This is a genomic window from Arthrobacter sp., from assembly GCF_030540645.1.
Taxonomy (GTDB): Bacteria; Actinomycetota; Actinomycetes; order Actinomycetales; family Micrococcaceae; genus Specibacter.
Map to the genome: position 1 here is coordinate 1 of NZ_JAUNVV010000003.1, position 24,998 is coordinate 24,998.

Annotated in this window: 23 protein-coding genes; 13 read left to right on the forward strand and 10 right to left on the reverse strand. The window is 61.9% G+C overall.

Annotated features, from left to right (window positions below; genetic code table 11):
- Nucleotides 1–57: 57 nt before the first annotated feature.
- The 3 genes from Q4P21_RS01110 (at nt 58) to Q4P21_RS01120 (ending at nt 2,224) form a co-directional block, all read left to right on the forward strand.
- A complete protein-coding gene (locus Q4P21_RS01110) occupies nt 58–1,482 on the forward strand; it encodes a C2 family cysteine protease (RefSeq protein WP_303387029.1) in 1,425 nt (474 codons plus the stop codon).
- A 116-nt stretch (nt 1,483–1,598) separates the two neighbouring features.
- Nucleotides 1,599–1,916, forward strand: a complete 318-nt coding sequence (locus tag Q4P21_RS01115; protein WP_303387030.1) for a hypothetical protein — start codon at nt 1,599–1,601, stop codon at nt 1,914–1,916.
- A gap of 92 nt (nt 1,917–2,008) precedes the next feature.
- The gene (locus Q4P21_RS01120; RefSeq protein WP_207346408.1) at nt 2,009–2,224 is read left to right on the forward strand and encodes a hypothetical protein; all 216 of its coding nucleotides are present in this window, start codon (nt 2,009–2,011) and stop codon (nt 2,222–2,224) included.
- Here the strand turns inward: Q4P21_RS01120 and crcB are convergent.
- The 4 genes from crcB to Q4P21_RS01140 are packed head-to-tail and all read right to left on the reverse strand — an operon-like array spanning nt 2,221 to nt 4,270.
- Entirely contained in the window at nt 2,221–2,598 is a 378-nt protein-coding gene (gene crcB, locus Q4P21_RS01125) for a fluoride efflux transporter CrcB (RefSeq protein WP_207346407.1), read from the reverse strand. The two genes, Q4P21_RS01120 and crcB, sit on opposite strands and share 4 nt — an antisense overlap.
- Nucleotides 2,595–3,107: a CrcB family protein gene (locus Q4P21_RS01130; RefSeq protein WP_303387031.1), complete on the reverse strand. Its 513-nt coding sequence runs from the start codon at nt 3,105–3,107 to the stop codon at nt 2,595–2,597. Before Q4P21_RS01130 ends, crcB begins: the two co-directional genes overlap by 4 nt.
- Nucleotides 3,104–3,595 carry a universal stress protein gene (locus Q4P21_RS01135; RefSeq protein ID WP_303387032.1) on the reverse strand — a complete coding sequence of 164 codons (492 nt, stop codon included), beginning with the start codon at nt 3,593–3,595 and terminating at the stop codon, nt 3,104–3,106. Before Q4P21_RS01135 ends, Q4P21_RS01130 begins: the two co-directional genes overlap by 4 nt.
- Entirely contained in the window at nt 3,596–4,270 is a 675-nt protein-coding gene (locus Q4P21_RS01140; RefSeq protein ID WP_303387033.1) for a hypothetical protein, read from the reverse strand.
- A gap of 202 nt (nt 4,271–4,472) precedes the next feature.
- Between Q4P21_RS01140 and gcvH the strand changes: the two genes are divergently transcribed.
- The 5 genes from gcvH (at nt 4,473) to Q4P21_RS01165 (ending at nt 7,647) form a co-directional block, all read left to right on the forward strand.
- Complete coding sequence (gene gcvH / locus Q4P21_RS01145; RefSeq protein ID WP_303387034.1) at nt 4,473–4,859, forward strand: glycine cleavage system protein GcvH; 387 nt, start codon at nt 4,473–4,475, stop codon at nt 4,857–4,859.
- A 164-nt stretch (nt 4,860–5,023) separates the two neighbouring features.
- Nucleotides 5,024–5,506 carry an FHA domain-containing protein gene (locus Q4P21_RS01150; protein WP_303387035.1) on the forward strand — a complete coding sequence of 161 codons (483 nt, stop codon included), beginning with the start codon at nt 5,024–5,026 and terminating at the stop codon, nt 5,504–5,506.
- Between the two features lie 135 nt (nt 5,507–5,641).
- A complete protein-coding gene (locus tag Q4P21_RS01155; RefSeq protein WP_369598836.1) occupies nt 5,642–6,280 on the forward strand; it encodes a MerR family transcriptional regulator in 639 nt (212 codons plus the stop codon).
- Nucleotides 6,277–6,789 carry a bifunctional nuclease family protein gene (locus Q4P21_RS01160; protein WP_303387036.1) on the forward strand — a complete coding sequence of 171 codons (513 nt, stop codon included), beginning with the start codon at nt 6,277–6,279 and terminating at the stop codon, nt 6,787–6,789. Before Q4P21_RS01155 ends, Q4P21_RS01160 begins: the two co-directional genes overlap by 4 nt.
- A 264-nt stretch (nt 6,790–7,053) precedes the next feature.
- Complete coding sequence (locus Q4P21_RS01165) at nt 7,054–7,647, forward strand: MerR family transcriptional regulator (RefSeq protein WP_207346400.1); 594 nt, start codon at nt 7,054–7,056, stop codon at nt 7,645–7,647.
- A 164-nt stretch (nt 7,648–7,811) separates the two neighbouring features.
- On the opposite strand, the gene Q4P21_RS01170 is transcribed toward Q4P21_RS01165, so the two are convergent.
- Nucleotides 7,812–8,648 carry a ParA family protein gene (locus tag Q4P21_RS01170; RefSeq protein WP_303387037.1) on the reverse strand — a complete coding sequence of 279 codons (837 nt, stop codon included), beginning with the start codon at nt 8,646–8,648 and terminating at the stop codon, nt 7,812–7,814.
- 152 nt (nt 8,649–8,800) lie between these two features.
- Here Q4P21_RS01170 and gcvP point away from each other — a divergent pair, with 152 nt between their 5' ends.
- Nucleotides 8,801–11,662 (forward strand): aminomethyl-transferring glycine dehydrogenase, encoded by a 2,862-nt coding sequence (gene gcvP, locus Q4P21_RS01175; protein ID WP_303387086.1) that lies wholly within the window; start codon nt 8,801–8,803, stop codon nt 11,660–11,662.
- A 224-nt stretch (nt 11,663–11,886) separates the two neighbouring features.
- Nucleotides 11,887–15,282 carry a pyruvate carboxylase gene (locus tag Q4P21_RS01180; protein WP_303387038.1) on the forward strand — a complete coding sequence of 1,132 codons (3,396 nt, stop codon included), beginning with the start codon at nt 11,887–11,889 and terminating at the stop codon, nt 15,280–15,282.
- A gap of 121 nt (nt 15,283–15,403) precedes the next feature.
- Here Q4P21_RS01180 and Q4P21_RS01185 read toward each other — a convergent pair whose 3' ends face one another.
- Nucleotides 15,404–17,218, reverse strand: coding sequence for a long-chain fatty acid--CoA ligase (locus tag Q4P21_RS01185; RefSeq protein ID WP_303387039.1), 1,815 nt, complete (start codon nt 17,216–17,218; stop codon nt 15,404–15,406).
- Between the two features lie 180 nt (nt 17,219–17,398).
- On the opposite strand from Q4P21_RS01185, the gene Q4P21_RS01190 reads away from it, so the two are divergent.
- Nucleotides 17,399–18,406 carry an ROK family glucokinase gene (locus Q4P21_RS01190; RefSeq protein WP_303387040.1) on the forward strand — a complete coding sequence of 336 codons (1,008 nt, stop codon included), beginning with the start codon at nt 17,399–17,401 and terminating at the stop codon, nt 18,404–18,406.
- Between the two features lie 30 nt (nt 18,407–18,436).
- Here the strand turns inward: Q4P21_RS01190 and Q4P21_RS01195 are convergent, their stop codons facing one another.
- A complete protein-coding gene (locus Q4P21_RS01195) occupies nt 18,437–19,003 on the reverse strand; it encodes a hypothetical protein (RefSeq protein ID WP_303387041.1) in 567 nt (188 codons plus the stop codon).
- A complete protein-coding gene (locus tag Q4P21_RS01200; protein ID WP_303387042.1) occupies nt 18,993–19,736 on the reverse strand; it encodes a carboxylesterase in 744 nt (247 codons plus the stop codon). The genes Q4P21_RS01195 and Q4P21_RS01200 overlap by 11 nt, the downstream gene beginning before the upstream one ends.
- Nucleotides 19,737–19,916: 180 nt before the next feature.
- Between Q4P21_RS01200 and Q4P21_RS01205 the strand changes: the two genes are divergently transcribed.
- Nucleotides 19,917–20,894, forward strand: coding sequence for a 1-acyl-sn-glycerol-3-phosphate acyltransferase (locus Q4P21_RS01205; RefSeq protein WP_303387043.1), 978 nt, complete (start codon nt 19,917–19,919; stop codon nt 20,892–20,894).
- Nucleotides 20,895–20,978: 84 nt separating this feature from the next.
- Complete coding sequence (locus Q4P21_RS01210) at nt 20,979–22,376, forward strand: class II 3-deoxy-7-phosphoheptulonate synthase (RefSeq protein ID WP_303387044.1); 1,398 nt, start codon at nt 20,979–20,981, stop codon at nt 22,374–22,376.
- A 58-nt stretch (nt 22,377–22,434) separates the two neighbouring features.
- Here Q4P21_RS01210 and pknB read toward each other — a convergent pair whose 3' ends face one another.
- Nucleotides 22,435–24,477, reverse strand: coding sequence for a Stk1 family PASTA domain-containing Ser/Thr kinase (gene pknB, locus Q4P21_RS01215; RefSeq protein ID WP_303387045.1), 2,043 nt, complete (start codon nt 24,475–24,477; stop codon nt 22,435–22,437).
- 97 nt (nt 24,478–24,574) lie between these two features.
- Nucleotides 24,575–24,998, reverse strand: a 424-nt coding sequence (locus Q4P21_RS01220) for a lytic transglycosylase domain-containing protein (RefSeq protein ID WP_303387046.1), incomplete at its 5' end; no start/stop codon positions are given.

The following is a 24,998-nucleotide window of genomic DNA, read 5'->3' on the forward strand; positions in this document are numbered from 1 at the left end:
ACGTAGTCTCACTTTGAGCAGGGCTGTTTTCCATCGACAAACACTAAGGCGGAGTACGTGGGAGATTTTCTGGGGGCAGACGTCGATCAGTTGCGTGAGTTTGCACGGGACTTGGCTACGGCTTCTGAAAAGCTCGTGCAGACCAGCTCGATGCTCACACAGCGGATTGCCCAAAATCGAGGCTGGCAAGGGCCAGACGCGCAGCGGTTCAGCATGGATTGGTCATCGCGTCTGCGCCCCACGCTAGCCAAGGTTGCTGCAGGGTTGGCAAGCGCGGGCAGGGAAGTGAAGATACAGGCCGACGAGCAGGAAACTGCCAGCAGTGCATCAGGATCAGGAAGCGGAGCGTCCAGTCCGAGGTATGCGGACCAAGGACAAGGCGATCTCAGCGACAAAGAATTGAAGGATCTCAAAACGCTGGTGGATAAGGCCGCGGACAGCAGCAACCCCTTTATGGGGAATGACAAGGATGTACAGAACCTTCGGGAAGCCCTCGACAAACTCAGCCCTGCCGAGCTGGACCAGTTCCTCAAAACTCTTTCCGATACTGATTTGAAGTCGCTAGCTGACGGCGCGGGGACCAGCGGCAAAGGATTGTTTGATTGGCAGGGAACTACGGCCTTTGAGCGCCAGGGCCTGCTGGACCAACTGCTCTCCAAAGCCTCGCCCGAGCAAGTCGAGAGAATCAAGGAACAGTTTCAGTGGGCGCAGCCTGATGGTACCTCTCAAGGTGATGCTGCCCGGCCAGGTGGCGCCAAGCCGGATGAGTCCAATCGGTGGATGACGCCTGAGGGGCCTGTGGTCGGGCCTGATCCTGACAAGGACGACATTGGTCAGGGCGGGTACGGCGACTGCGTGGTGTTAGCTGGTGCAGGTGCCCTCGTTACGACAGATCCAGCCTGGGTGCGCGAGCACGTCGTCGACAATGGGAACGGGACTGTCTCCGTGAAGCTTTTCGACAAGGGCGGAAACGAACGATGGGTGACCGTAACCTCCGATCTGCCGGCCAACCAATACGGAGATCCCAAGGGTGCCCGTCCTGGTGAGAACGGAAGCTGGCCTGCCTACGTGGAGAAGGCACTGGTGCAAGTCTATGGCGAGGACGACGCGCGTGATCGTGTGGCGAAAGGGGCCCCTGCGGATAAGGCCTTCGATCCGGGCCACTACAGGGCCATAGAAGGCAACTACGGGCCTGACGCATTGGGATATCTGACAGGCAAGGACATAGACCAAACCAGAGATGCTCAAAAATTGTGGCAGGCTGTGGAGAATAACCAACCGGCCATTGTCACCACTCGAGGCGAGGTCCCGGACGGCGCACCAAACGGCTACCATGCAGGTCATGCATACTTTGTCGAGGGAATGGACGGAAACGGAAACGTGATCTTGCAAAATCCTTGGGGACCCGACGAGCCCAAGATGGTCATCACCCCCGATCAATTCGAAGGACTGTTTCAAAATGCTTCGGTGGTTTCGAAGTGAGAATCACGCACCTCGGCTCAGCTCTCATGGCGGCAGTCATAACCATTGCCGGTATTACGGCCTGCAGCCCAGTCAACGATGCAACCGGAACTCCCACCACCCAGAAAGATTCTCCTATGTCCAAGGCAAACAGCTGCACCGGTCTCGGGAACTACCAACTTTCACTTTCAGTAAACGGCTCAAGCCCCATGCTTCCTGAATCCGCCCTGGGTAGTGCCTACACTCCCAGGGTTCGGCTCTCTGGGACAAAAGCACACGAAGATCCGGCGACAGTTGACCTGTCCGTGGTTGCAGACCAGCCGAAACCGGCCACGCCCGAAGACTTTCGATCCCTGGTGTTGGGGGATGTGGTCACGTTCAGGGGCTACACGCTTAAAGTTACGTCCATTTGTGACGGCAACGCCGGCTTTGACTTGGTGTCTCAGGAGGAATGAGTGCTCAGCTTCACAGCGAGGTAGTAATGCTCTGGTTGGACAGACCCTTGTCCACGAGGTCCCTGCTCTGTCAGGGGACAGTAGGGTGGAATATGCTCAACGTCGCCCTGCCGTCCATCGATTTTCTCCTGCCACTGGAGGTCGTTGACAAGCTCGATCCGCTGGTCAGGGACGGGCATCTTCCCAGCGTCAGGCTCCAGGCCGCCGAGCGAAATGCCTGCCGGCTGGGCTTCATGGGCATGGAACAGCAACGGGTGGACATGCTGTTTGTAGCTGACGAAGCCCGTTCCGTTGAGGGCGTGCGCTAGATCAGTGATCCAACCCAGTAGCCTAGTGCGGCGCCAGCAACTGTGACAACAAGGGTTCCCACAGCGTTGGCAAATGAAACGGCATAGCGTTTCTCACCCAGCAGTCGCACGGTTTCAAAACTCGTTGTGCTGAAGGTTGTGTAGCCGCCCAGGAACCCCGTCCCTGCCACAAGCGCCAAGGCGGTGGGAACCACCGTATCTGCGGCCAAAGCCGTGAGCAGGCCAAGAATCAATGAACCTGAAACATTGATGAAGAACGTGGCCCAGGGAAAGACGGTGCGCACGCGGGTGCCAATGATGCCGTCAACGGCAAATCGGGTAGCGGCGCCCAATCCGCCGGCAACGGCCAGGGCAACGAAAACCAGCGGTGTCACAGGTGCTGCCCTCCAAGTGGCGGAGGGCCGGGCAATGCGGACCCGTCGGCAACAGGGCCCGGAGACGCCGGGAAATTGGTCCCCACGGCGATGCCCGCCCATGTCGCCACTGCCCCTGCAACCACAACTCCCAGGCCGGCCGCGCCCGCCAAAACCGGTCCTAATGAGCCAGCACCCAAAAGCATGACGCCGACGGCCAGCGTGCTGTACGTGGTGAAACCACCACAAAACCCCGTCCCCAGCAGCAGTCTCAACTGGCGGTCCCGCGAGAGTTTGTGCCCTTTCGGCCCTGGTCCGACGAGCCTCGCCCTGGCCCTGGTGTGGCGATCCAGGCTTGCATAGAGCAGTCCGAGCGCAAAGGCGCCCACAACGTTGGCGATGACAACAGCCCACGGCAGGTGTCCGGCGTCGGGCATGGCAAGGATGAGCCCTTCGCGTGCGCCAGCACCCAACGTGCCTCCGGCGGCCACCCAACTCAGGGATGGCAAGTGCAGGAACGGATGTGTCACTGGCCGTCCTGCGCCTGGGCTGCATGGTGGACCGGGACCACCAAGACGGAGCAACGCTGCGCCCGGGCAAGCTTTACGGCCACTGAACGGCTCAGAATCTTATGCAACGGTGAATGGTTGTCGGTACTGGTGCCGATCACGATCATGGACGGGTGAATTATTTCAGCGCAGCGGGCCAGAGCCGCGGCGGCGTCGCCGGCCAGCAGGAGCGCGCGCCACTGGACGTGGAGAGGATCCAACTGCTTACCCAGCCTGGCGGCGAGCTTCACGGGGAACGTGTCTCCGTCGTCGTCCATGAAATCCGGATCCAGAGGTGCGGAATCCACCGATCCGTCGAGAGACTCGGTGACCGGGTAGCGGGTTGGGTTGGCGTAGGCGCACACAAGCGGACAGTTCATCGCCGCAGCGAGATGAGCTGCCTCAGCGACCACTGCGGGGGGTTGCCCGGGATAAACCGCAACGAGCAACGGCTGCTGGCTCTGGACCATCTAAGCCTCCGGACTGTCACTGGAGTTGCTGGGTGGATTGTGCCGGGCGGCGCGCGCAGCCACCTTGGCCGCCTTTTCAGCGTCCCTGGCCTCGTCCTTGGCTGCCCGCACCTTGGCGGCTTCGCTGTCACGAACCAACTTTTCGGCAGTCTTGAGTTCGCGAAGCTTTTTGCTGCGGCGCATCCACATGCGGCCCAGCACAATCAGTGCCACGGCGCAGACCACACCGACCACCATGAAAATTTGACTCCACGTGCCGAACCAGTTGGCGCTGTTGGCCCAGATGGAGCGGGCATCCGCTGCTGTCTGGGTGTTGCCGTACAGCACCCCCAAGGTCAGCAGGTTCGGGATGGTCAGCAGCACCCCCAACGACACCAATGAGATTCTGACCCACTTGTTCAGCTTCTTATGGTGTGCCTGCCAGGCGATGAGGATCGGCACAAACGTGAAGGTGAAACCGTAGAACATGCCCAGCGGAATGCTGTTGCCCAGTTGCCCGCCAACCTGGTCCCTGATGCTGTTGGCCCACATCAGCGGGACCGTGACAGAGGCGATCAAGTACCCCACCACCAGCACAACGGCAACAATGGCACCCAAGATGGTGCGCCAGAGCCACACCGGCAGTTTGCCTTTCGACTCCCTCGTGGGATTTTGGGCGGCTGCTGAATCAGTCATGGTTCAATCATGTCAGATTTGGTGGCAGGCGGTCCCGTCATGAAGGTAAAAGCGGCTAGAAAGTACCTTCGACTTGTCAAGAACGGCTGCACCCTAAAGACTAGAAGTGGTACAAACGGATTTAGTGTCCCTGACCAGGTTTTACTTTAGTCTTCACTCTTATTTATCGCGCGGTAGCGATGAATCCCGAAAGGTGCGCATTATGAGCAGCATTCCCGCAGACTTGTCCTACACGGCAGAGCATGAATGGGTCCTGGCACCCACCGCCGAGGGCGTGGTGCGCGTTGGCATCACGGACTTCGCCCAGGATGCGCTCGGCGACGTCGTTTATGTCCAGATGCCCGAGGCAGGCACCGAAGTTTCCGCAGATACGGTAGTGGGCGAAGTGGAGTCCACAAAGAGCGTCAGTGACATTTACGCTCCCCTGACGGGAACGGTCACGGCCCGCAATGAAGCCTTGGACGCTGACCCGTCCCTTATCAACTCGGATCCGTATGGTGATGGGTGGCTGGTGGAGATTACGCTGGCCAACGCTGCCAGCTACAGCAGCTTGCTCAGCGCTGCGGAGTATCAGGAAAAGGTAGGCTAGGAGTCTGGGAAGGTTTGTCCGGGAATCCGGCATGCGCAGCACACGTTGCGCATGTGGCGGGATTCGCGAGCCAGTACTTTCCAGACCGAAGGCATGTTCTGTATTAATACTTGAGCCGCAACTGCGAACTCGAGCACTTTTTTAGCAAGCAAGGAGGAGTACCAATGGTTGATAGGGGTAACGACGCCAGGGTTAATGATCAGGCGAGCTCCCAGGATCAGCCCGGTGTAACTGACACCACCTCGATCCATCTGCCTCCTGTTCAGGCTGGCCCGTCCACGGTGCCGGTGCTGGCCCCGGATGAGCTCAATGCGGTTAACTCTCTTCCTGCTGGTTCGGCGCTGCTTATTGCTCATGTGGGCCCTAACGCAGGTGCACGTTTCTTGTTGGACAGCCAGGTCACCACGGCTGGGCGCCATCCGGACGCCGACATCTTCCTTGATGATGTGACGGTCTCGCGCAGACATGTCAATTTCATGAAGTGCGAGGGCGGTTTCGAGATCATTGATGCAGGGAGCCTCAACGGCACCTACGTCAATGGTGATCGTGTGGACTCGGTGCGGCTGAACACAGGGAACGAAGTGCAGATTGGCAAATTCCGGCTGACCTACTACTTCAGCTCCAACTCCGCGGTTGCGGACTCCTAGGGCGACGTGGCAAGTCTGAACTCGGGTGCCGGACGCCAGCTGGTGGATGTGCAATCCGCCAGCCGGCGTTCCGGTGCTGCCTCCGTCCTGAACATTGGGGAGGTGTTGGCGCAACTGAACGATGATTTTCCCACGATGACGGCTTCCAAGATCCGTTTTTACGAGGAAAAAGGTCTGATTTCTCCCCAGCGCACGCCTGCCGGGTACCGCCAATTCCGGGAGTCCGACGTCGAACGCTTGCGTTTTGTGCTGGCGCTGCAACGGGATCATTACCTGCCCTTGAAAGTGATCCGTGAATATCTTCAGGCCATTGACCAGGGCTTGACCCCGGAAAACTTGCCTACTGGGGTGTCCATCGCCCCACGGATGGTCTCCGATGACCTGGCCCGGGAACTGAATATCCGTTCACGACGCCTGAGCCCTGAGCAGTTGCGCACTGAATCAGGGGCAGGGATTGAACTGTATGAAACGATGCTCAGCTACGGGCTTTTGGAAATGCACGACGGCGGCTTTGACGACCACGCCCTAAAAGTGGCGCGCGCCTGCACCTCCCTGGCGGCCCACGGCTTGGAGCCGCGGCATCTTCGGCCGTTCCAGGCAGCGGCCGAGAGGGAATTTGGGCTGGTTGAACGGGCTGTTGGCCCACGATCCGCGAAGCGTGATGGCACATCTGCCATCCGTGCCGCAGAAACTGCGCGGGAAATCGCCGAGCAGTGCTTGAACCTCCACAGTGCTTTGGTCCAAGCACGCATTGCTGAAATGGAAACCCCATGATTCAGGTCACGATTGTTGGCGTCAGAATTGAGATGCCCTCCAACCAGCCCCTGGTATTGCTGCGTGAGGCCGCCGGGGAGCGGCACATCCCCATTTGGATAGGGGCTGCAGAAGCTACGGCGATTGCCCTGTCAGAGCAAGGTGTGGTTCCGCGGAGGCCCCTCACCCACGACCTCCTCTGCGGGGTGGTGCTGGCACTTGGCCACAGCATTACGCGGGTCAATCTGACAAAGGTTGAAGAAGGCGTGTTCTACGCCGAGCTCGTTTTCGACAACGGCACCACCATCGGCTCCCGGGCCTCCGACGCCATCGCCATCGCCCAGCGCGCTGGATGTCCCATCTGGGCTGCTGAAAGCCTGGTGGACGATGCTGGTGTGCTCATTGCCAGTCACGACGACGACGGCGGGGAGCAAGTTTCCGCTGAGGTCGATGACGAAGCCAAGGAACGTGAGGTTCGTCAATTTCGGGAATTCCTCGATGAGGTGGAACCCGAGGACTTTGACAAATAATTTGCCAATTTCCGGCGTTTTTGTCCCATCTCTAACGTTAAAGCTGAAGCTGAATCTTTCGACACGGAAAAATAGTTGTACAGACGTCTTTGACCTTGCTCCCGCACCACTCTAACGTCGAGGTATTGAGTTCCCCATTGCAAGCTTCGGCTGGTGCGGGCACACTGGAGGCAAGAGTCCTAACAGCTCAGCGCCGCGGTGACCCTCCCCTTCCGGGTGCAGGTGCCAACCCTATTTGGGGGGACTGTGAACAGGAGGATCCACGTGAGTGCCAAGAGTGACGCTGGCGAGCCGACGGCAGCCGTTGTCCCCAGCACTGCCTTAGGGGCAGGATCGCAGGGCTTGCTATTCACCGAAGATCTGCCAGTCCTGGACGAACATGCAGGGTACCGCGGACCCACCGCATGCAAAGCTGCAGGCATCACGTACAGGCAGTTGGACTATTGGGCACGCACCGGTCTGGTGGAGCCCGCCGTACGCGGAGCTGCAGGATCCGGTTCGCAGCGCCTCTACGGATTCCGCGACATTCTTGTATTAAAAGTCGTCAAACGACTCTTGGACTCTGGTGTTTCGCTGCAGCAGATTCGCTCAGCCGTTGAACACCTGCGTGAGCGCGGCGTTGAAGACCTAGCACAGATCACCTTGATGAGTGACGGTGCCTCCGTGTATGAATGTACTTCAGCCGACGAGGTCATCGACCTGGTTCAAGGCGGCCAGGGCGTGTTCGGGATCGCCGTCGGACGGGTCTGGCGTGAAGTTGAAGGAACGCTGGCCGCGCTACCCAGTGAGCACGCTGCCGTGCAGACGTTTCCGGGCGACGAGCTCAGCAAACGCCGCGAAGCACGTAAAATCTCCTAAGCACCCTCCCGGCGACTCCTTGAATGCGAGCGGCCGAGACTTCCGCATGCGCTTGGCCCGCTAAACCACGACGGCGTGCCATGTTGGCGAGGAAGCATGAAATTTCACACGCGCCCGCGAGCATGGCACGCCGTCAGCGAGGGGTGCTCAGCTTTGGCACGCGCTCAGCCCCGGTAGCGGCGGCTGCGGGTGGCGCTTTGGTTCAGCACCGAGTCGAGCAGCCGGTCAAAGAGAGCCGAAGCGTTCTTGGCTGAATCTCCGGGCCACTGGTGCACCGGGTGGGCGGCACCTTGAATCTGCTGCCAGTTGGCCTGTTCCGGAATGGTGGGGGAGAGCAGCAACTCGCCAAACATGGTCTTCATCTCGTTCAAGCGGTAGGCATGCTCACTGGAACCGGTGCGGACCCGATTCGCCACTATGCCGGCGGGAACCAAAGTGGGCGCATATTCAGTGCGGAACAGTTCAATGGCGCGTAGTGTTCGCTGTGTTCCTGCCACCGAGAACAAACCCGGCTCGGCCACTAACAGCACGCGGCTGCTCGCAGTCCAGGCCATTCGGGTCAGTCCGTTCAGCGACGGTGGGCAGTCAATTAGAACAAGCTGATACGGAGCCTTGCCGTCACGGTCGGCGTTCGCCAGCACAGTGGAAAGCCGGCGAAGATCGCGCTTACTCAGGTCGGGGCGGTCATAAATGCCGGAGAACGCTGAGCCCATGGCCACGTCGAGTGTTGGTGCCGTGCCGCCGTCTGTGGCGTGCGCGGCCAACCAACCGCTGGGTACCACATTGGCATCAAGATCTGCCTTGCGGGCATTCTTGATCAATTGCCCAATGTCGAGCTGTCCGCCCGCCGAAACGCCTAGGCCCGTGGTGGCGTCTGCGTGGGGGTCCAGGTCGATCACTAAAGTGGGGATGCCCGCAGCCAAGGCTGCCGAAGCGAGCCCTAGCGTGACCGAGGTCTTTCCAACGCCGCCTTTGAGACTGCTGATACTCACTACTTGCACTGAAAAACCATTACCCTTTGTGTTGCTGACTCAGTCGAGTGTGTGGCCTATAGCCCAGACACATACAATAGCTGTGGAACGTTAGCGACTTGGAGAACCCCTTGACAAACACTGCTGATAATTTGCCCGGACGCCAGAACACAAACAGCCTTGTGTCGGCCGTCTTTAGCGATCGACATATAGGGGTTGCTGAGCAACCGCACATACATCATATGTTGAGCGCGTTGGGATATTCTTCCTTGGAGGAACTTTCAACGGCTGCGCTGCCAAATTCGATCTATACGACCGAGCCGCTGAGCTTGCAGCCCGCCGTCTCTGAAGAGGCCATGCTGGCAGAGCTGAAGGCCTTGGCGGGTAAAAACACCGTCAACAAGTCCTTCATTGGTCAGGGCTACTACGGAACACACACCCCTGGAGTCATTCAGCGCAACGTGCTGGAAAGCCCCGCCTGGTACACGGCCTACACCCCTTACCAGCCGGAAATTTCCCAGGGCCGCCTTGAAGCCCTGCTGAACTTTCAGACCGTAGTGTCCGATCTCACCGGCATGGTTACCGCAAATGCGTCCATGCTCGACGAAGGAACGGCTGCCGCTGAAGCGGTGGCGTTGATGCGTCGCAGCAACCGGACTGCCAAGAACGACGCCGTCCTGCTCATTGACGCAGATGTGTTCCCACAGACGCTGGCGGTGGTGACGACACGCGCCAAGGCCATGGGCATCCCCGTCCTGTCCCACAATTTCGATGAGGAACTCCCGGACGTAGAGATCTTCGGCGTGCTTTTGCAGTACCCCGGCGACTCCGGCATGATCCGCGACACTGCCCCCGTGATTGCCGCGGCGAAGGAACGCAAGGCCGTGGTTGCTGTCGCTGCCGACTTGCTGGCACTGACCCTGCTGGAATCCCCTGGTGCTCTCGGGGCGGACCTGGCAGTGGGTACCTCGCAACGATTCGGCGTCCCCATGGGCTTCGGCGGACCGCACGCCGGCTACATGGCTGTCCGCAAGGGCCTTGAGCGCGCACTACCGGGCCGCCTGGTGGGTGTGTCCAAGGACGCGGCAGGGAACCAGGCGTACCGGCTGGCCTTGCAGACCCGCGAGCAGCACATCCGCCGCGAAAAGGCCACCTCCAACATCTGCACCGCCCAGGTTTTGCTCGCTGTCATGGCGGGCATGTACGCCGTGTACCACGGCCCCGAAGGTCTGCGCCGGATCGCCACCCGCGTCCACGCCATGGCCCTTGCCGTGGCCGATACAGCAACGGCTGCCGGCCACACAGTGGTCCATGAAAACTATTTTGACACCGTCAAACTGAAAATCTCTTCGCTGGCCGGGCATTCCACCGCCGAACTCGTTGCCGCAGCGCACCGGGCAGGCTACCTGCTACGCCAGATCGACCGTGACCACCTGCAGATCGCCGTGGATGAAACCACCACTGAAGCTGACCTGGTCGCACTGGCCGGGTTGCTGGCCGTTGACTCCAAGAACAGCCAGGCGCCGACCATGGCAGCGGACGCGTCCGACGTCGAGCTTCCTACTCCGGTACGCGCCACCGGATACATGGACAACGCGGTGTTCCACACGCACAACTCGGAAACGCAGATGCTGCGTTACCTGCGCAAGCTTTCCGACGCTGACTACGCACTGGACCGCGGCATGATCCCGCTGGGCTCGTGCACCATGAAGCTCAACGCCACCGCTGAAATGGTTGCCGTGAGCTGGCCGGAATTCTCCAATCTGCACCCGTTTGCACCTGCCTCTGACACTGTGGGGATGGTGGAAATGGCTACGCAGTTGGAGGACTGGCTGGCGGAAATCACGGGCTACGACGCCGTCTCCGTCCAGCCCAACGCCGGTTCACAGGGCGAGTTTGCCGGTCTGATGGCCATCCGCGCCTACCATGTGGAAAACGGCAACCCGGACCGCGACATCGTGCTCATACCCACCTCTGCGCACGGCACCAACGCCGCCTCCGCCGTCATGGCCGGCATGAAGGTTGTCCCCGTCGGCACCGATGGTTTCGGCAACGTCGACATTGACGATCTCAAGCGCCAAATCACCGTCCACGAGGAGAACTTGGCGGCCATCATGGTCACCTACCCCTCCACCCACGGTGTGTTTGAGACGGCCATCAGCACTATTTGCGCCATGATCCACGACGCCGGAGGCCAGGTTTACGTTGACGGGGCGAACCTCAATGCGCTGGTCGGGTTGGCGCAGCCGGGTAAGTTCGGTGCCGACGTCTCGCACCTGAACCTGCACAAGACGTTCTGCATCCCGCACGGCGGCGGTGGACCGGGCGTGGGCCCGGTTGCCGTTGGCGCGCACCTGGCCAAGCACCTGCCAGCACGCGAGCTCGGGGTTGAGTCCTCCGTGGGCCTGGTTTCCAGCGCACCCTACGGTTCGGCGTCGATCCTGCCGATCTCCTGGGCCTACATCCGCTTGATGGGTCCGGACGGTCTGCGCCAGGCAACCCAGACGGCCATCCTGTCCGCCAACTACATCGCCCGGCGCCTCGGGGAGCACTACCCGGTGCTGTACACAGGCCCCAATGACTTGGTGGCGCATGAATGCATCCTTGACCTGCGCGGCATCAGTGCGGACTCCGGTGTGAGCGTCGACGATGTGGCCAAGCGCCTCATCGACTACGGATTCCATGCCCCGACCATGTCCTTCCCGGTTGCAGGGACGTTGATGGTGGAACCCACCGAGTCGGAGGACCTGGGCGAGATCGAGCGGTTCATCGATGCCATGATCTGCATCCGCAAGGAAATTGCCGCGGTCCAGGACGGGCTGTGGCCGGCAGGGGACAACCCGCTTTCCAACGCCCCGCACACCGCCCATTGCCTGACCCAGGAATGGGATCACCCGTACACCCGTGAAGAGGCGGCTTTCCCGTCAGGGGTGGACCCGCGGGCCAAGTACTGGCCTGTGGTGCGCCGGGTGGATCAGGCCTATGGGGACCGCAACCTGGTGTGCTCCTGCCCTTCCCTTGAGGAACTGGCAGAAGTCTTCTAACAGCCCCGGGTTGTGAGCCCACGCACTAAATGTGTGCGGGCTCACAACCGTGGTGGCTGTGTGATTTGCTACGCTGACAACGGTGAGTTGCAGCACAGCCTGCAATGCTGCCTCACCATACGGGGGACCAGCCTGGATTCACACGGGGCAGGTTCTCTCAGCTTTGCGGCCGCACCGCCACCGTGGTGCAGCCGTCACGACATTTTCGTCAACACAGGAGTGAAATGTTTTCCAAGATTCTGGTAGCCAACCGCGGCGAAATCGCCATCCGCGCCTTTCGTGCCAGCTACGAGCTGGGCGCCAAGACGGTTGCGGTGTTCCCGTATGAGGACCGTACCTCCACGCACCGCCAAAAGGCGGACGAGGCCTACCTGATCGGAGAGGAAGGCCACCCCGTCCGCGCCTACCTTGACGTGGCGGAGATCATCCGCGTGGCCAAGGAATCAGGGGCGGACGCCATCTACCCCGGCTACGGCTTCCTCTCGGAAAATCCGGAACTGGCGGCAGCCGCCAGAGACGCCGGCATCACGTTTGTGGGACCGCCGGCCGAAGTCCTGGAGTTGACCGGCAACAAGGTGCACGCCATCGAAGCCGCCCGCAAGGCCGGCATCCCCGTATTGAAATCCAGTGAACCCAGCGACGACCTTGACTACCTGCTCGGCGCCGCTGCGGAGATCGGCTTTCCCATCTTTGCCAAGGCTGTTGCAGGCGGCGGCGGGCGCGGCATGCGACGGGTGGAAAAGGCCGAGGATCTTGAAGACGCCCTGCGCGCTGCCATGCGCGAAGCCGACGCAGCCTTTGGCGACGCCACCATGTTCCTGGAACAAGCCGTGTTGCGTCCGCGCCACATTGAAGTGCAGATCCTCGCGGACGGCGAAGGCAACGTCATCCATCTGTTCGAGCGCGACTGCTCGCTGCAGCGACGCCACCAAAAGGTCATTGAGATCGCCCCGGCGCCAAACCTTGACGAGAATATCCGCAAGGCCCTCCACAGCGACGCCGTGAAGTTTGCCAAGGCCATGGGCTACGTGAACGCCGGAACCGTGGAGTTCCTCGTGGACACCGTCGGTGAGCGCGCCGGCCAGCACGTGTTCATTGAAATGAACCCGCGCATCCAGGTGGAGCACACGGTCACGGAGGAGATCACCGACGTCGACCTCGTCCAGGCACAGATGCGCATCGCCGCAGGTGAAACCCTGGCAGACCTTGGCCTGAGCCAGGACAGCGTCCACGTCAAGGGTGCCGCCCTGCAATGCCGCATCACCACCGAGGACCCCGCCAACGGCTTCCGCCCCGACGTCGGAACCATCACCACGTACCGGTCAGCTGGCGGTGCGGGCATCAGGCTCGACGGCGGCACCATCTACACGGGCGCCGTCATCAGCCCGCACTTCGACTCCATGCTCGTGAAGCTCACGTGCCGCGGCCGCGACTACAAAACCGCCGTAGGCCGTGCCCGCCGTGCCCTCGCGGAGTTCCGCATCCGCGGCGTCTCCACGAACATCGCCTTCCTGCAGGCAGTGCTGGAAGACCCGGCGTTCAACGCCGGTGACGTGGCAACGTCCTTCATTGACGAGCGCCCCGAGCTGCTCGAATACCGCGGTTCCTCGGATCGCGGCACTAAGCTGCTGACGTGGCTGGCCGATGTCACTGTGAACAAGCCGCACGGCGAACTGAACGTGCTGGCAGACCCGGCCAGCAAGCTGCCCGACGTTGATCCGGCCACGGCCCCTGCCGGAACGCGCCAACAGCTGGCCGAACTGGGCCCGGAGGGCTTCGCCGCAGCCCTGCGCAAGCAAACTGCCGTAGCCGTCACCGACACAACTTTCCGCGACGCACACCAGTCACTGCTGGCTACCCGAGTCCGCACCCGGGACCTGGCCGCTGCCGGTCCGGCTGTCTCCGTGCTGACGCCGCAGCTGCTCTCCGTTGAGGCGTGGGGCGGGGCCACCTACGACGTCTCGCTGCGTTTCCTGGGCGAGGACCCGTGGCAGCGTCTGGCCACCCTGCGCGAAGCCCTGCCGAACGTCTGCCTGCAGATGCTGCTGCGAGGACGCAACACGGTGGGTTACACGCCGTACCCGGCCGAGGTGACCGACGCCTTCGTGAAGGAGGCTGCGGCCAGCGGAATCGACATCTTCCGTATCTTTGACGCGCTTAACGACGTGGACCAGATGGTACCTGCCATCCAAGCCGTGCGCGCCACGGGCACTGCAGTTGCCGAAGTGGCCCTGTGCTACACGGGGGACATCCTTGACCCGGCAGAAACCATCTACACCCTCGATTACTACTTGGCCCTGGCACAGCGCATTGTCGACGCCGGCGCGCACATCCTGGCCATCAAGGACATGGCCGGCGTCTTGCGCCCAGCCGCTGCTGCGAAGCTGGTCACGGCTTTGCGCGAACGCTTTGAGCTGCCGGTGCATCTGCACACCCATGACACGGCCGGCGGCCAGCTCGCGACGCTGATGGCTGCCATCAATGCAGGGGTCGACGCCGTTGACGTCGCCTCCGCAGCCTTGGCCGGCACCACCAGCCAGCCCTCGGCTTCCGCGCTGGTTGCCGCGTTGGCGCACACCGAGCGGGACACGGGCATCGACCTGGCCGCCATCAGCTCCCTTGAGCCGTACTGGGAAGCTGTACGCCGTCTGTACTCACCGTTTGAATCGGGCCTGAGCGCACCCACCGGCCGCGTCTACCTGCACGAAATCCCCGGCGGCCAGCTCTCCAACCTGCGCCAGCAGGCCATTGCACTGGGCCTGGGGGAGCGCTTCGAGGAAATCGAGGACATGTACACCGCTGCGGACCGGATCCTGGGGCACTTGGTGAAGGTCACGCCGTCGTCCAAGGTGGTGGGGGATCTGGCCCTCCACCTGGTGGGCATCAAGGCCGACCCGGCCGATTTTGAGGCGAACCCGCAAAACTACGACATCCCCGACTCCGTCATCGGCTTCCTCGGCGGCGAACTGGGCACCCCGCCCGGCGGCTGGCCGGAGCCGTTCCGCACGAAGGCGCTGCAGGGGCGAACCGTCGTCAAACGGGTGGGCACACTCAGCACAGCGGACAGCGCGGAACTGGCCGGGGACAGCGAAACCCGCCGTGCAGCCCTGAACCGGCTGTTGTTCGCAGGGCCCACGAAGGACTTCCATGCTGTGCGTGACACGTACGGCGACGTCTCCGTCCTTGACACCCGCGACTACCTGTTCGGCCTGCGCCGCGGCGTGGAGCACGTCATTGCACTGGACAAGGGCGTACGCCTGATCGCGGTCCTGGAGACCGTCTCCGAGGCCGATGAGAAGGGCATGCGCACCGTCGTGTGCAAGCTCAACGGTCAGAGCCGCCCCGTGACGGTTCGCGACCGCAGCATTGAAAGCACCGTCAAGGCCGCTGAGCAGGCGGACGCGAACGTGCCCGGCCAGGTCGCAGCACCGTTCGCCGGGGCCGTCAGCGTCAAGGTCGAAGTCGGTGACGTCGTCGAGGCAGGGGCCACCATCGCCACCATTGAGGCCATGAAGATGGAGGCGTCAATTACGACGCCGGTGGGCGGCACCGTTTCCCGCCTCGCGGTTTCCGGTGTGGCCCAGGTGCAGGGCGGAGACCTGCTGGTCGTCATCAGCTAGTCCAGACGGCTGCGGGGGCTGTTGTGGTGAGCCCGCAGGGCCCCCGGGGGGGGGGGGGGTGTGGGGTGGGGGGGGCCTGTCACCCCCCCCACCCCCCCCCCACAACAGCCCCCGCGCTTTGTTAGACCGGCTTTTTGCTCAGGTAGATCTCTTCCACCACGGCGTCATAGTCCTTCATGACCTGGGCCCGCTTGACCTTCAGGGAGGGGGTCAGGTGGCCGGAGGTCTCGGTGAAGTCGCTGTCCACAATCCTGAACTGCTTGATGGCCTCGGCGTGGGACACGGAAGAGTTGGCGCGGTTCACTGCTGCCTGGACGGCCGCAATGACGTTCGGGTGCTCGGCGGCCTCCGCTACGGTGATGCCCGCAGGCAGGCCGTGCTGCTTGCCCCACTGTGGCAGAGCTTCCTCATCGATGGTGACCAGGGCGGCAATGAACGGGCGCTGCTCGCCAATGACCACGCATTGGGAAACGATGCTGTCGGCACGGATCTGGTCCTCCAGCAGGGCCGGAACCACATTCTTGCCGCTGGAGGTCACGATGATTTCCTTCTTGCGCCCGGTGATGGTCAGGAAGCCCTGGTCGTCGAGCTGGCCGATGTCCCCCGTGCGGAACCAGCCATCCACGAAGTTTTCCGCCGTCAGGTCGTCCCGGCCGAAGTAGCCCTTCATAACGCAGACGCCCTTGGCGAGGATCTCGCCGTCGTCCGCGATCTTCACGGCATTGCCGGGAAGCGGGGCTCCCACCGTACCGATCTTGATCCGCTCGGGGCGGTTGACAGTGATGGGAGCGGTGGTTTCCGTCAGGCCGTAGCCCTCAAGAATCTGCAGCCCAATGCCCTGGTAGAAGTGGCCCAGTCGCTCACCGAGCGGGCCGCCGCCGGATACGGCGTGGCGGACGTTACCGCCCATGGCCGCGCGCAGCTTCGTGTAGACAAGCTTGTCAAAGAGGGTGTGCTTGAGCTTGAGCACCAGCCCTGCGCCACCGTCCTGCTGGGCGCGGGAGTATGCGATGGCTGTTTTGGCGGCGGCAGCAAAGATCTTTCCCTTGCCTTCGCCCTCGGCCTTGAGGGAGGCGGAGTTGTACACCTTTTCAAAGACGCGAGGCACGGCCAGGATGAAGGTCGGCTTGAAGCTCTGCAGGTCCTCCAGCAGGTGCTTGATGTCCGGTGTGTGGCCGACCTTGGCGCCGCCGGCCACCGCCAGTACGGAGATGTACCTGGCAAAGACGTGGGCCAGTGGAAGGAACATCACGGTTTGTGAGCCCGGCGTCACCACGGTGGTGGCCAGTACGGACAGTGCGTTTTCACTTAGTTCCACAAAGTTCTTGTGGGTCAGCATGCAACCCTTGGGGCGCCCGGTGGTGCCGGAGGTGTAGATGATGGTGGCGGTGTCTTCCAGGCCGTTGGCGGCACGTGCGGCTTCCAACGTCTCGTCACTGACGTCGCGTCCTGCTTCGCGAAGCACATCGAGGCCGTCCCCTTCTAGCTGCCAGACGTGGGCCAGTGCGCTCAAGTCCTCATTGTGGGCGGCCTGGCGGATGACATTTTCATGCGCGCCGGTTTCGGCAAAGATGGCGACGGCGGCAGAGTCGCCCAGATTCCAGGCCACCTGCGAGGGGGAGGACGTTTCGTAGATCGGCACGGAGACAGCCCCGGCAAACCAGATGGCAAAGTCAACCAGCGACCATTCATAGCATGTACGGGCCATGATGCCGACCCGGTCACCAACCTCGATCCCGGAGGCTATCAGGCCCTTGGCAAGCGCGCTTACATCGGCAAGAAACTCCTTGGCGGACACATCGACCCAGACGTTGTCTTCATTGCGCCGTGAGAAAAGTGCGGGGTTGCTGGGCAGTTTTGCCTGCCGCAGCACAAAATCCGTTGTGTTCATGGTGCTGGGGCTGACTACCTTGGCCGGAACGGAAATCTCTTGCACAATAGCTCCTTTGATATGTGGGCCGTCGATCGTGTTGCTTCACTCTATCGGCCATGGTCGCGATTCACGCGAACCGTTATGTTACTCATGAGTAACTTTATGTCGTCCAACTCACACAATCAATGTCAGCCCCGCAGTGCTGGCCGGGGAGTGGGCCATGGGCATGGATAGAATCAGAGGATGCTCCCGCCAGTCCTTGGATCCCTGCCCGTCCACCCAGTGCCTGCCCACCCCGCAGGAAGCCACCTCCCGTTGGCGTTGGGGATCGACGTTGGTGGCACCAAAGTGGCTGCCGGTGTGGTGGACGGTAATGGCGCCATCCTTGAAGTGATTCGGCGGGCCACACCGGGACGTGACGCACGCGCCGTCGAAGGTGTCATTGCGGAACTGGTCCAGGAGTTGGGTGCACGGCACGAGATTTCCTCCGTTGGCATCGGCGCCGCAGGGTGGATGGATTTAGCTGGTGCTCGGGTGGTCTTCAGCCCGCACCTTGCCTGGCGCGATGAACCATTGCGGGAGAACCTGGAGAAGTTGCTCCACCGCCCTGTCCTTGTCACGAACGACGCCGATGCCGCCGCCTGGGCGGAAGCTCGCTTTGGTGCCGGGCGCGGATACAGCCGGCTGATCATGCTGACCTTGGGAACGGGCATTGGCGGGGCACTGGTCATCGATGGGCGGGTGGAGCGCGGCAGCTTTGGCATGGCAGGGGAGTTTGGCCACCAGATCATCATGCCCGGCGGACACCGCTGCGAATGCGGGAACCGTGGCTGCTGGGAACAATACGCTTCAGGGAACGCGCTGGGGCGTGAGGGGCGTGAACTGGCCAAGAAGCACTCGCCCATGGCGGCGGGACTGCTGGCCGCTGTCAACGGCAGGCACAAGGAGATTACTGGAAGTGTGGTGACGGAGCTTGCGTTGCAGGGCGAGGCCACGGCGCGCGAGCTGGTGGCAGAAGTGGGGGACTGGCTGGGGCTGGGCATCGCCAACCTGGCGGCTGCGCTTGATCCGGCACTTTTCATTGTTGGCGGCGGGCTCAGTGCTGCCGGCGAGCTCATGCTTGAACCCGCGCGGAGGGCATTCTCGCGCAACCTGACCGGGCGCGGCTACCGTCAGGAGGCTGTCATCACAGTTGCACAGCTGGGCCCCATGGCCGGTCTCATTGGTGCCGCAGACCTGTCCCGTAGGTGAAGCCAGACGTGCCGTACGGGACGTACTGGATTAGACGACGGCGCCATCGCCGCTGTCGTGATCGCGGTTGTTGGGCAGCCGGTACAGCAGGTAACCTGCGCCGGCAAAGAATGCCAAGATGACGCCAAAGACGAGCATCAGTGGAATTTGGCGCCAGAAAATTGCCGAGAAAACAAGGAATAGCGGACCGCCGGCGGCGGCGATCCAGGACAACATGATAACCGGCTCGGTATTGCTCAAACTGGGCAGGTCAGCCGGAACAAACGTGTCGTCGTCGTCCTCGACGCCGTAGTCGCGCGGACCAAACGCTGCGGCCGCTCCGGCGTCGTACATGTCAGGGTGGTGATCTCCTGCAGCAGGTTCGTGCGGCACGGGGGCCGATTGGCGGGACCACACACCCAGCGGATCGAAGTCGGTAACGCCCTTGGTGCCAGCGGTGTTATCAGTGCCACCAGCTGCTGTTGCGGTGCTCCCGTCCTTGAGCTCCTCATCCATGAAGGCGTCCTCGGCTTGTTCCAGCCGTGCCACGAGATCACGCCAAACTGCTTCGTCATCGCCGCCCGTATGCGGCATGCCCGCTCCGGGGTCAGAGTGCATGGTGGTTCCTTCGGAAGAAGTCGGCGGACTGGGAAAAAATCAAGGGTGCATCGTTGTCCATGGTGGCTACATGGTAGCTGTTTTCCAGTGGCACCACTTGGACGTCGCTGCTGCCAATGCGCTCCTTCAATATATCCATGCTGGTTTCCGGGACCACGTGGTCAACTGTGGAGCGGAACACCAGCGTGGGAGCCGTGACTTGTGGCAAGCGTGCGATCGTGTCTTCAAAAAGCTGTGACAGCTGGTGGACCGCAGCAACGGGTGTGCGGGCATAGGCATGTTCGCTGATGTCTGGCAGCTTAATGTCATTGCCAATGGCAGGGACGCTTTTCATGACATGCCGCAACAGTCCGGAGTATTTTGCCCGCTTGTCGGAAAACGTCAGCCCGGGGTTTACCAGTGCAATACCGGCCACGGGGTGCAGAGCTGCCACGCGCAACGCCAAGGCCCCTCCCATGGACAAGCCCGCAACGAAGACCGTATCGCAGCGTCCGGCAAGTTCCAGGTAGGCAGCCTCAAAGTCCCGGTACCAGTGCTCCCACGGAGTGCGGGAGAGGTCTTGCCAACTCGTGCCGTGGCCGGCGAGCAGTGGCATGTTGACGGCGAATCCGGCATCGGCCAAATACTCACTCCAACCCTGCATGCTGACGGGGGAGCCGGTGAAACCATGGCACACTGCCACACCAATGTTGGCAAGTTCCCCATGCCCCGGGGAACGGAATGATTGCACCATGGTGCTGGCCCCTTTCCTGTCCGGCAGCGGCGGCCGGAGAATTAGTGGACGAAGGAACGCGGCCGTGCTGCCGAGATTTCATGCCACGTTCACTAGACTACTGTTGATACGTCCACAGCGGGGGTACCGCAATGCACTCGGTTCGCTAGCGACCGGCAGCGCCACAGGAGGAATGCCACCGTGATCTATTGGGTATTGAAGAAGATTTTTCTGGGCCCCGTGCTGAAGGTGCTGTTCCGACCCTGGACGAAGGGCTTGGACAACCTGCCCGTTGACGGTCCGGCTGTGCTGGCCAGCAACCACCTTTCCTTTTCGGACTCCATCTTCATGCCCCTGATGGTGCCACGACCCGTGGTATTTCTGGCAAAGAGTGACTACTTCACCGGCCGGGGCATCAAAGGCCGCCTGACAGCAGCCTTCTTCAAGCTCACCAACCAGTTGCCCATGGACCGCTCAGGCGGGGCGGCCTCCGCCGGTTCCCTGCAAACGGGGGTGGAAGTACTCAACGGCGGCGGCCTGCTGGGCATCTACCCCGAAGGCACCCGCAGCCCCGACGGTCGGCTCTACCGCGGCAAGGTGGGCGTGGCCAAGCTCGTCCTGACCGCCAACGTGCCCGTCATTCCGGTGGCGATGATCGGCACCGACAAGGTTCAGCCAATCGGTCGGCGCATCCCCACCATTCGCCGCTTGGGCGTGATCTTTGGCGAACCCATGGACTTCAGCCGCTACCAGGGCATGGCGGATGACCGGTTCGTCCAACGTTCGGTGACGGATGAGATCATGTATGAGCTCATGCGCCTCTCCGGCCAGGAATACGTTGACTCCTACGCCTCCACGGTCAAGGACAAGATCGCCGCCGAGAAAACCGCCAAATCTGCGGTGAAGCCCGCAGCAGCCAAGGATGCCGACTCCGCCACCGGCAAGGATGCCGAGGGTGGCAAGAACGCCAGCGAGGCAGTTCGGATCGCTCCGCCCGCCGGCATTGTGCCCGGAACCGTCACGATAGTCGGTGCCGCCAAGGATGCGAAAGATCAGCCAAAAGCCGATACTTCCCCTGCTCAGTCCGCTCCTCCGACTGCTGCCGGGAGCACGGCTGAAATTCCTGCCAAGACCACTGCTCAGGCTCCTCGGACGGACGACGGCGGCGCCCAGCAATAGCCTCTCCGTCGGCAGGTGACACGGTGGTCATCTCAAGAAACGGACGGTTTAGCGGGGGACGCGTTTCAGGGATAGGGTTAAGGGGTGACTGATCTAACTTCCACTGCACCTTTTGCACCCGCGACCGGTTCCTCCGTCCCCGGTGCCGCAACCTACCCTGGTCTTGACGACTGGCGTGAGCTGCCCATCGCCCAACAGCCCACGTGGTCAGAATCCCCCGCGTTTGCCCCAGCGGTCAAGGAACTGTCCACGCTTCCACCGCTCGTCTTTGCTGGCGAAGTGGATGTGCTGCGTTCTCGCCTAGCCCAAGCAGCACAGGGTGAGGCGTTCCTGCTGCAGGGTGGCGATTGCGCCGAGACATTTGAAGCTGCCACAGCGGACAAGATCAGTGCCCGCGTGAAAACTATTTTGCAGATGGCCGTCGTGCTGACGTATGGCGCCCAGCTTCCCGTCATCAAGATGGGCCGCATGGCCGGCCAATTCGCCAAGCCCCGCTCTTCCAACGATGAAACCCGCGATGGTGTCACGTTGCCCGCTTACCGTGGCGACATCGTCAATGGCTTTGACTTCACGCCGGAGTCCCGTCTCCACGACCCGAAACGCATGCTCAAGGCGTACCACACCTCCGCCTCGACGTTGAATTTGATCCGTGCCTTCACGCAGGGCGGCTTTGCCGATCTGCGCAGCGTGCATGAGTGGAACCGCGGCTTCACGTCCAACCCGGCCCACAGCCGCTACGAGCACCTGGCCAAGGAAATCGACAGTGCCATCAAGTTCATGGCCTCTTGCGGAGCAGACTTTGAAGCCCTCAAGACGGTGGAGTTCTTTGCCAGCCACGAAGCGTTGCTGCTTGACTACGAGCGCGCCCTGACACGCATTGATTCACGCACGGGCCTGCCCTATGACACCTCCGCCCACTTCTTGTGGATTGGTGAGCGCACCCGTGACCTGGAACAGGCACATGTGGACTTCCTCTCCCGGGTACGCAACCCGATTGGTGTGAAGCTTGGGCCCAGCACCAGCCCCGACGACGCACTGCGTCTCATCGAGAAGCTCGACCCCAACCGCGAGCCCGGCCGCCTGACATTCATCACCCGCATGGGCGCCACCAACATTCGAGAGAAGCTGCCGAACCTGGTGGAGAAGGTCACGGCGTCCGGCGCCCAGGTCCTGTGGGTCACGGACCCCATGCACGGCAACACCGTCACCTCACCCAACGGCTACAAGACGCGCAACTTTGACGACGTCATCGACGAGGTCCGTGGCTTCTTCGAAGTCCACCAGGCTCAGGGCACGTTCCCCGGCGGCCTGCACGTGGAGATGACAGGCGACGACGTGGCCGAGTGCCTCGGTGGCGCCGACCCGATCGAACAGGAAGCGTTCGTCAACGGCTATGAGTCCGTCTGCGATCCGCGCCTGAACCACAAGCAGTCACTGGAAATGGCATTCCTCGTCTCCGAGGCACTGCGCAAGTCCAAGTAGGCAGCTAATCGAACAGCCTCGGCCCCCACTCTTCTTGCGAAGGGTGGGGGCCGCTTTTTTAGACGACCTTCAACACGATCGTGGAGCCTTCGGGGGCCTGACCGCCGTCGGGTGTTTGGACGCGCACCGTGCCAAAGAAGCCACCCAGGATGTTCTCGACCTTCACCTCAAAGCCAAGTCCTTCCAGCGCCTTGGTGGCCACGCCGACCTGTTTGCCCACGAAGCTGGGCACTTCGATCATGCGGGGGCCCTTCGACAAGGTCAGGGTGACAGTGTCCCCGGCCTTCAGGGTTCCAGCATCGGGGGACTGCGACACTACCGAGCCGGTGGGAACAGTGGTGCTGTTGACGCTCTCCGGGGCAATCGCAGCTACCAGGCCCACGGCTTGCAGCGCTGCCTTGGCGTCGGACTCGGACTTGCCTGCCACCACCGGTACCGGAACTGGCTTCGGACCGAGTGAAACAGTCAAGTTCACTTTCGTGTTCCCACGGAATTCCTTGCCCGCCGGTGGATCCTGGCTCAGCACGACGCCGGCTGGAACCTTCTCGTCATAGGCTTCGCTGACGCTTCCCACCACTTGGTGGCCGTCGGCCAGGCTCTGCTTCGCATCCTCGAGCTGTTTTCCGGTGACGGATGGAACCGGGTACAGCACTGGGCCGCGGGAGACCTGCAGCGTGATGCCATTGAACTTGCGCACGGAAGAACCCGCGCCGGGGTCGGTGGCGACAATCAGCCCCGAGGCCACCGTCTCATCAAAGACTTCCGCTGTGGGGAAGTGTTCAAAGCCGGCTGCGAGCATTATTTCTTCAGCCTGGGCCACTGACTTGTTGTGCACATCAGGAACCGTTGCCAATGCGCCGGGCCCAAACCCCAGGTACCAGCCGGCAGTGCCGGCAATGGCGCCCAAGAGTAGTACCAGCAGAATCCACAAGAGGGCCCGTCGCCGTGGTTTTGCGGGGCCAAGAGACGTGCGCGGGGTGACAGCAGCCTTGGCGCGTGCCTTCGTCTTTGCGGAGGCTTGGCGCTTCGTCAACGCGGGCGCATTTGGGGCTGCCGCGCCGTCGTGCTGGTCCGCAAAAGGGTCATCAGCGTACAGGTTGCGGGAAGGGGGCAGCACAGATGTGGGGAAGTTCGGTGCCTGCACCACGGCGGTGAGGTCTTGGGGATGTCCGAATGGTGCAGGGACCACATCGGTGGCTTGCTGATGGGCTGCCCCCAGCGCCACAGCCCTGGCTGCACCATCAAAATCAAGCTCGGCCGCCGTCATGTTTTTCCGGATGTGACGAAGCTCCTCCAACAGCGCAGTGCCATTGGAAGGACGCTTGTCCGGCTCCTTCTCCGTCATCCAGCGGACCAGGTCGTCCATGTCCGCCGGGAGCCCTGGAACGACGAGGGATGGCGGTGGCACCTGGTCCTGAACATGGGAGATGACCACAGCCACGGGAATGGTGCTGCGGAAAGGCTGCACCCCGGTGAGCAGCTCGTACAGCATGATCCCAGCGGAGTAGATGTCACTTCGCGCGTCCCCGCCGTGGCCCTGGGCGAGCTCCGGGGCGATGTACGCGACCGTACCGAGTAAGTTTCTGGTGTTGGTGGACGTGGTGACAGTGCGGGACAGTCCGAAGTCGCCAATCTTCACCCAGCCCTGGTGCGAAATCAACACGTTTTCGGGTTTGACGTCCCGGTGTATCAGGCCCGCCTCATGGGCGGCGGCCAAGCCTTCCACCACGGGTTCAAGGAGATCAAGGGCTTGCCGCGGACTCAATGGGCCATCGTGGTTGATGACGTCCCGCAACGTGTACCCATCAATAAATTCAAAGACCAGGTAGGCGTGTTGCGGGCCCACGCCGTGGTCGTGGATTTGGACCACGTGCGGGTGGGAAAGACTTGCGGCACTTTGGGCTTCCCGGCGCAGCCGCCCAATGAAATCTGCATCCGTGGCAAGGTGCGGTGGAAGGATCTTCAGCGCAATATTACGGTCGAGGCGCAGATCCTTGGCCAAATACACCGTAGACATGCCACCGTGCGCCACCTTGGACAGTACCAAGTAGCGTCCATCGATCGTGGAGCCGATCAAGGGGTCGGCGGATTCATCATGCACGCCTCCAGCTTATGTGAGCAGAAACAAAAAGGGACCCCCGGCAACACCGTGCCGGGGTCCCTTTTCATTCAGAGCGTACTTTCGCCCATGCTTATTTCTAGCGGAAAAGCTCGCGGTTGGCCTTGATACCGGCCACATAGTTCACCGTGTCACCGAACAGGCCATGGATGCTCACTGAGGACTGTCCCTGGTAATACCCGGCAATGGCAATGTCCTCGCTTGCGGCGCCTCGGTGCAGCGCCCGAATGATGGCCACGCCTGCGGTGACATTGTCTTGCGGATCGAGCAGGTTCAGCTGGCGTCCCACCAGGCCCGAGGCCCACTCGCCGGCCGAAGGGATGACTTGCATGGTGCCAATGGCGTTGGCGGGGGACACCGACTGATGGTTGAAACCGGATTCCTGCTGCGCGAACGCCATCGCCAGTGCCGGGTCAACGCCCATGCTGGCGGCCGTGCTGGCTACAAGTTCCTGCATCTGAGCCCGAGAGGGGGACGGCGCGGCCAGCAAAGCTGCCTTGTTC

Excerpts from the sequence above, each read along its gene's own strand:
- Q4P21_RS01115 (WP_303387030.1), top strand. The coding sequence starts at position 1,599 with ATGTCCAAGGCAAACAGCTGCACCGGTCTCGGGAACTACCAACTTTCA.
- Q4P21_RS01120 (WP_207346408.1), top strand. The coding sequence starts at position 2,009 with ATGCTCAACGTCGCCCTGCCGTCCATCGATTTTCTCCTGCCACTGGAG.
- Q4P21_RS01135 (WP_303387032.1), bottom strand. The coding sequence starts at position 3,595 with ATGGTCCAGAGCCAGCAGCCGTTGCTCGTTGCGGTTTATCCCGGGCAA.
- Q4P21_RS01140 (WP_303387033.1), bottom strand. The coding sequence starts at position 4,270 with ATGACTGATTCAGCAGCCGCCCAAAATCCCACGAGGGAGTCGAAAGGC.
- gcvH (WP_303387034.1), top strand. The coding sequence starts at position 4,473 with ATGAGCAGCATTCCCGCAGACTTGTCCTACACGGCAGAGCATGAATGG.
- Q4P21_RS01150 (WP_303387035.1), top strand. The coding sequence starts at position 5,024 with ATGGTTGATAGGGGTAACGACGCCAGGGTTAATGATCAGGCGAGCTCC.
- Q4P21_RS01155 (WP_369598836.1), top strand. The coding sequence starts at position 5,642 with ATGACGGCTTCCAAGATCCGTTTTTACGAGGAAAAAGGTCTGATTTCT.
- Q4P21_RS01160 (WP_303387036.1), top strand. The coding sequence starts at position 6,277 with ATGATTCAGGTCACGATTGTTGGCGTCAGAATTGAGATGCCCTCCAAC.
- Q4P21_RS01180 (WP_303387038.1), top strand. The coding sequence starts at position 11,887 with ATGTTTTCCAAGATTCTGGTAGCCAACCGCGGCGAAATCGCCATCCGC.
- Q4P21_RS01190 (WP_303387040.1), top strand. The coding sequence starts at position 17,399 with ATGCTCCCGCCAGTCCTTGGATCCCTGCCCGTCCACCCAGTGCCTGCC.
- Q4P21_RS01195 (WP_303387041.1), bottom strand. The coding sequence starts at position 19,003 with ATGCACTCTGACCCCGGAGCGGGCATGCCGCATACGGGCGGCGATGAC.
- Q4P21_RS01200 (WP_303387042.1), bottom strand. The coding sequence starts at position 19,736 with ATGGTGCAATCATTCCGTTCCCCGGGGCATGGGGAACTTGCCAACATT.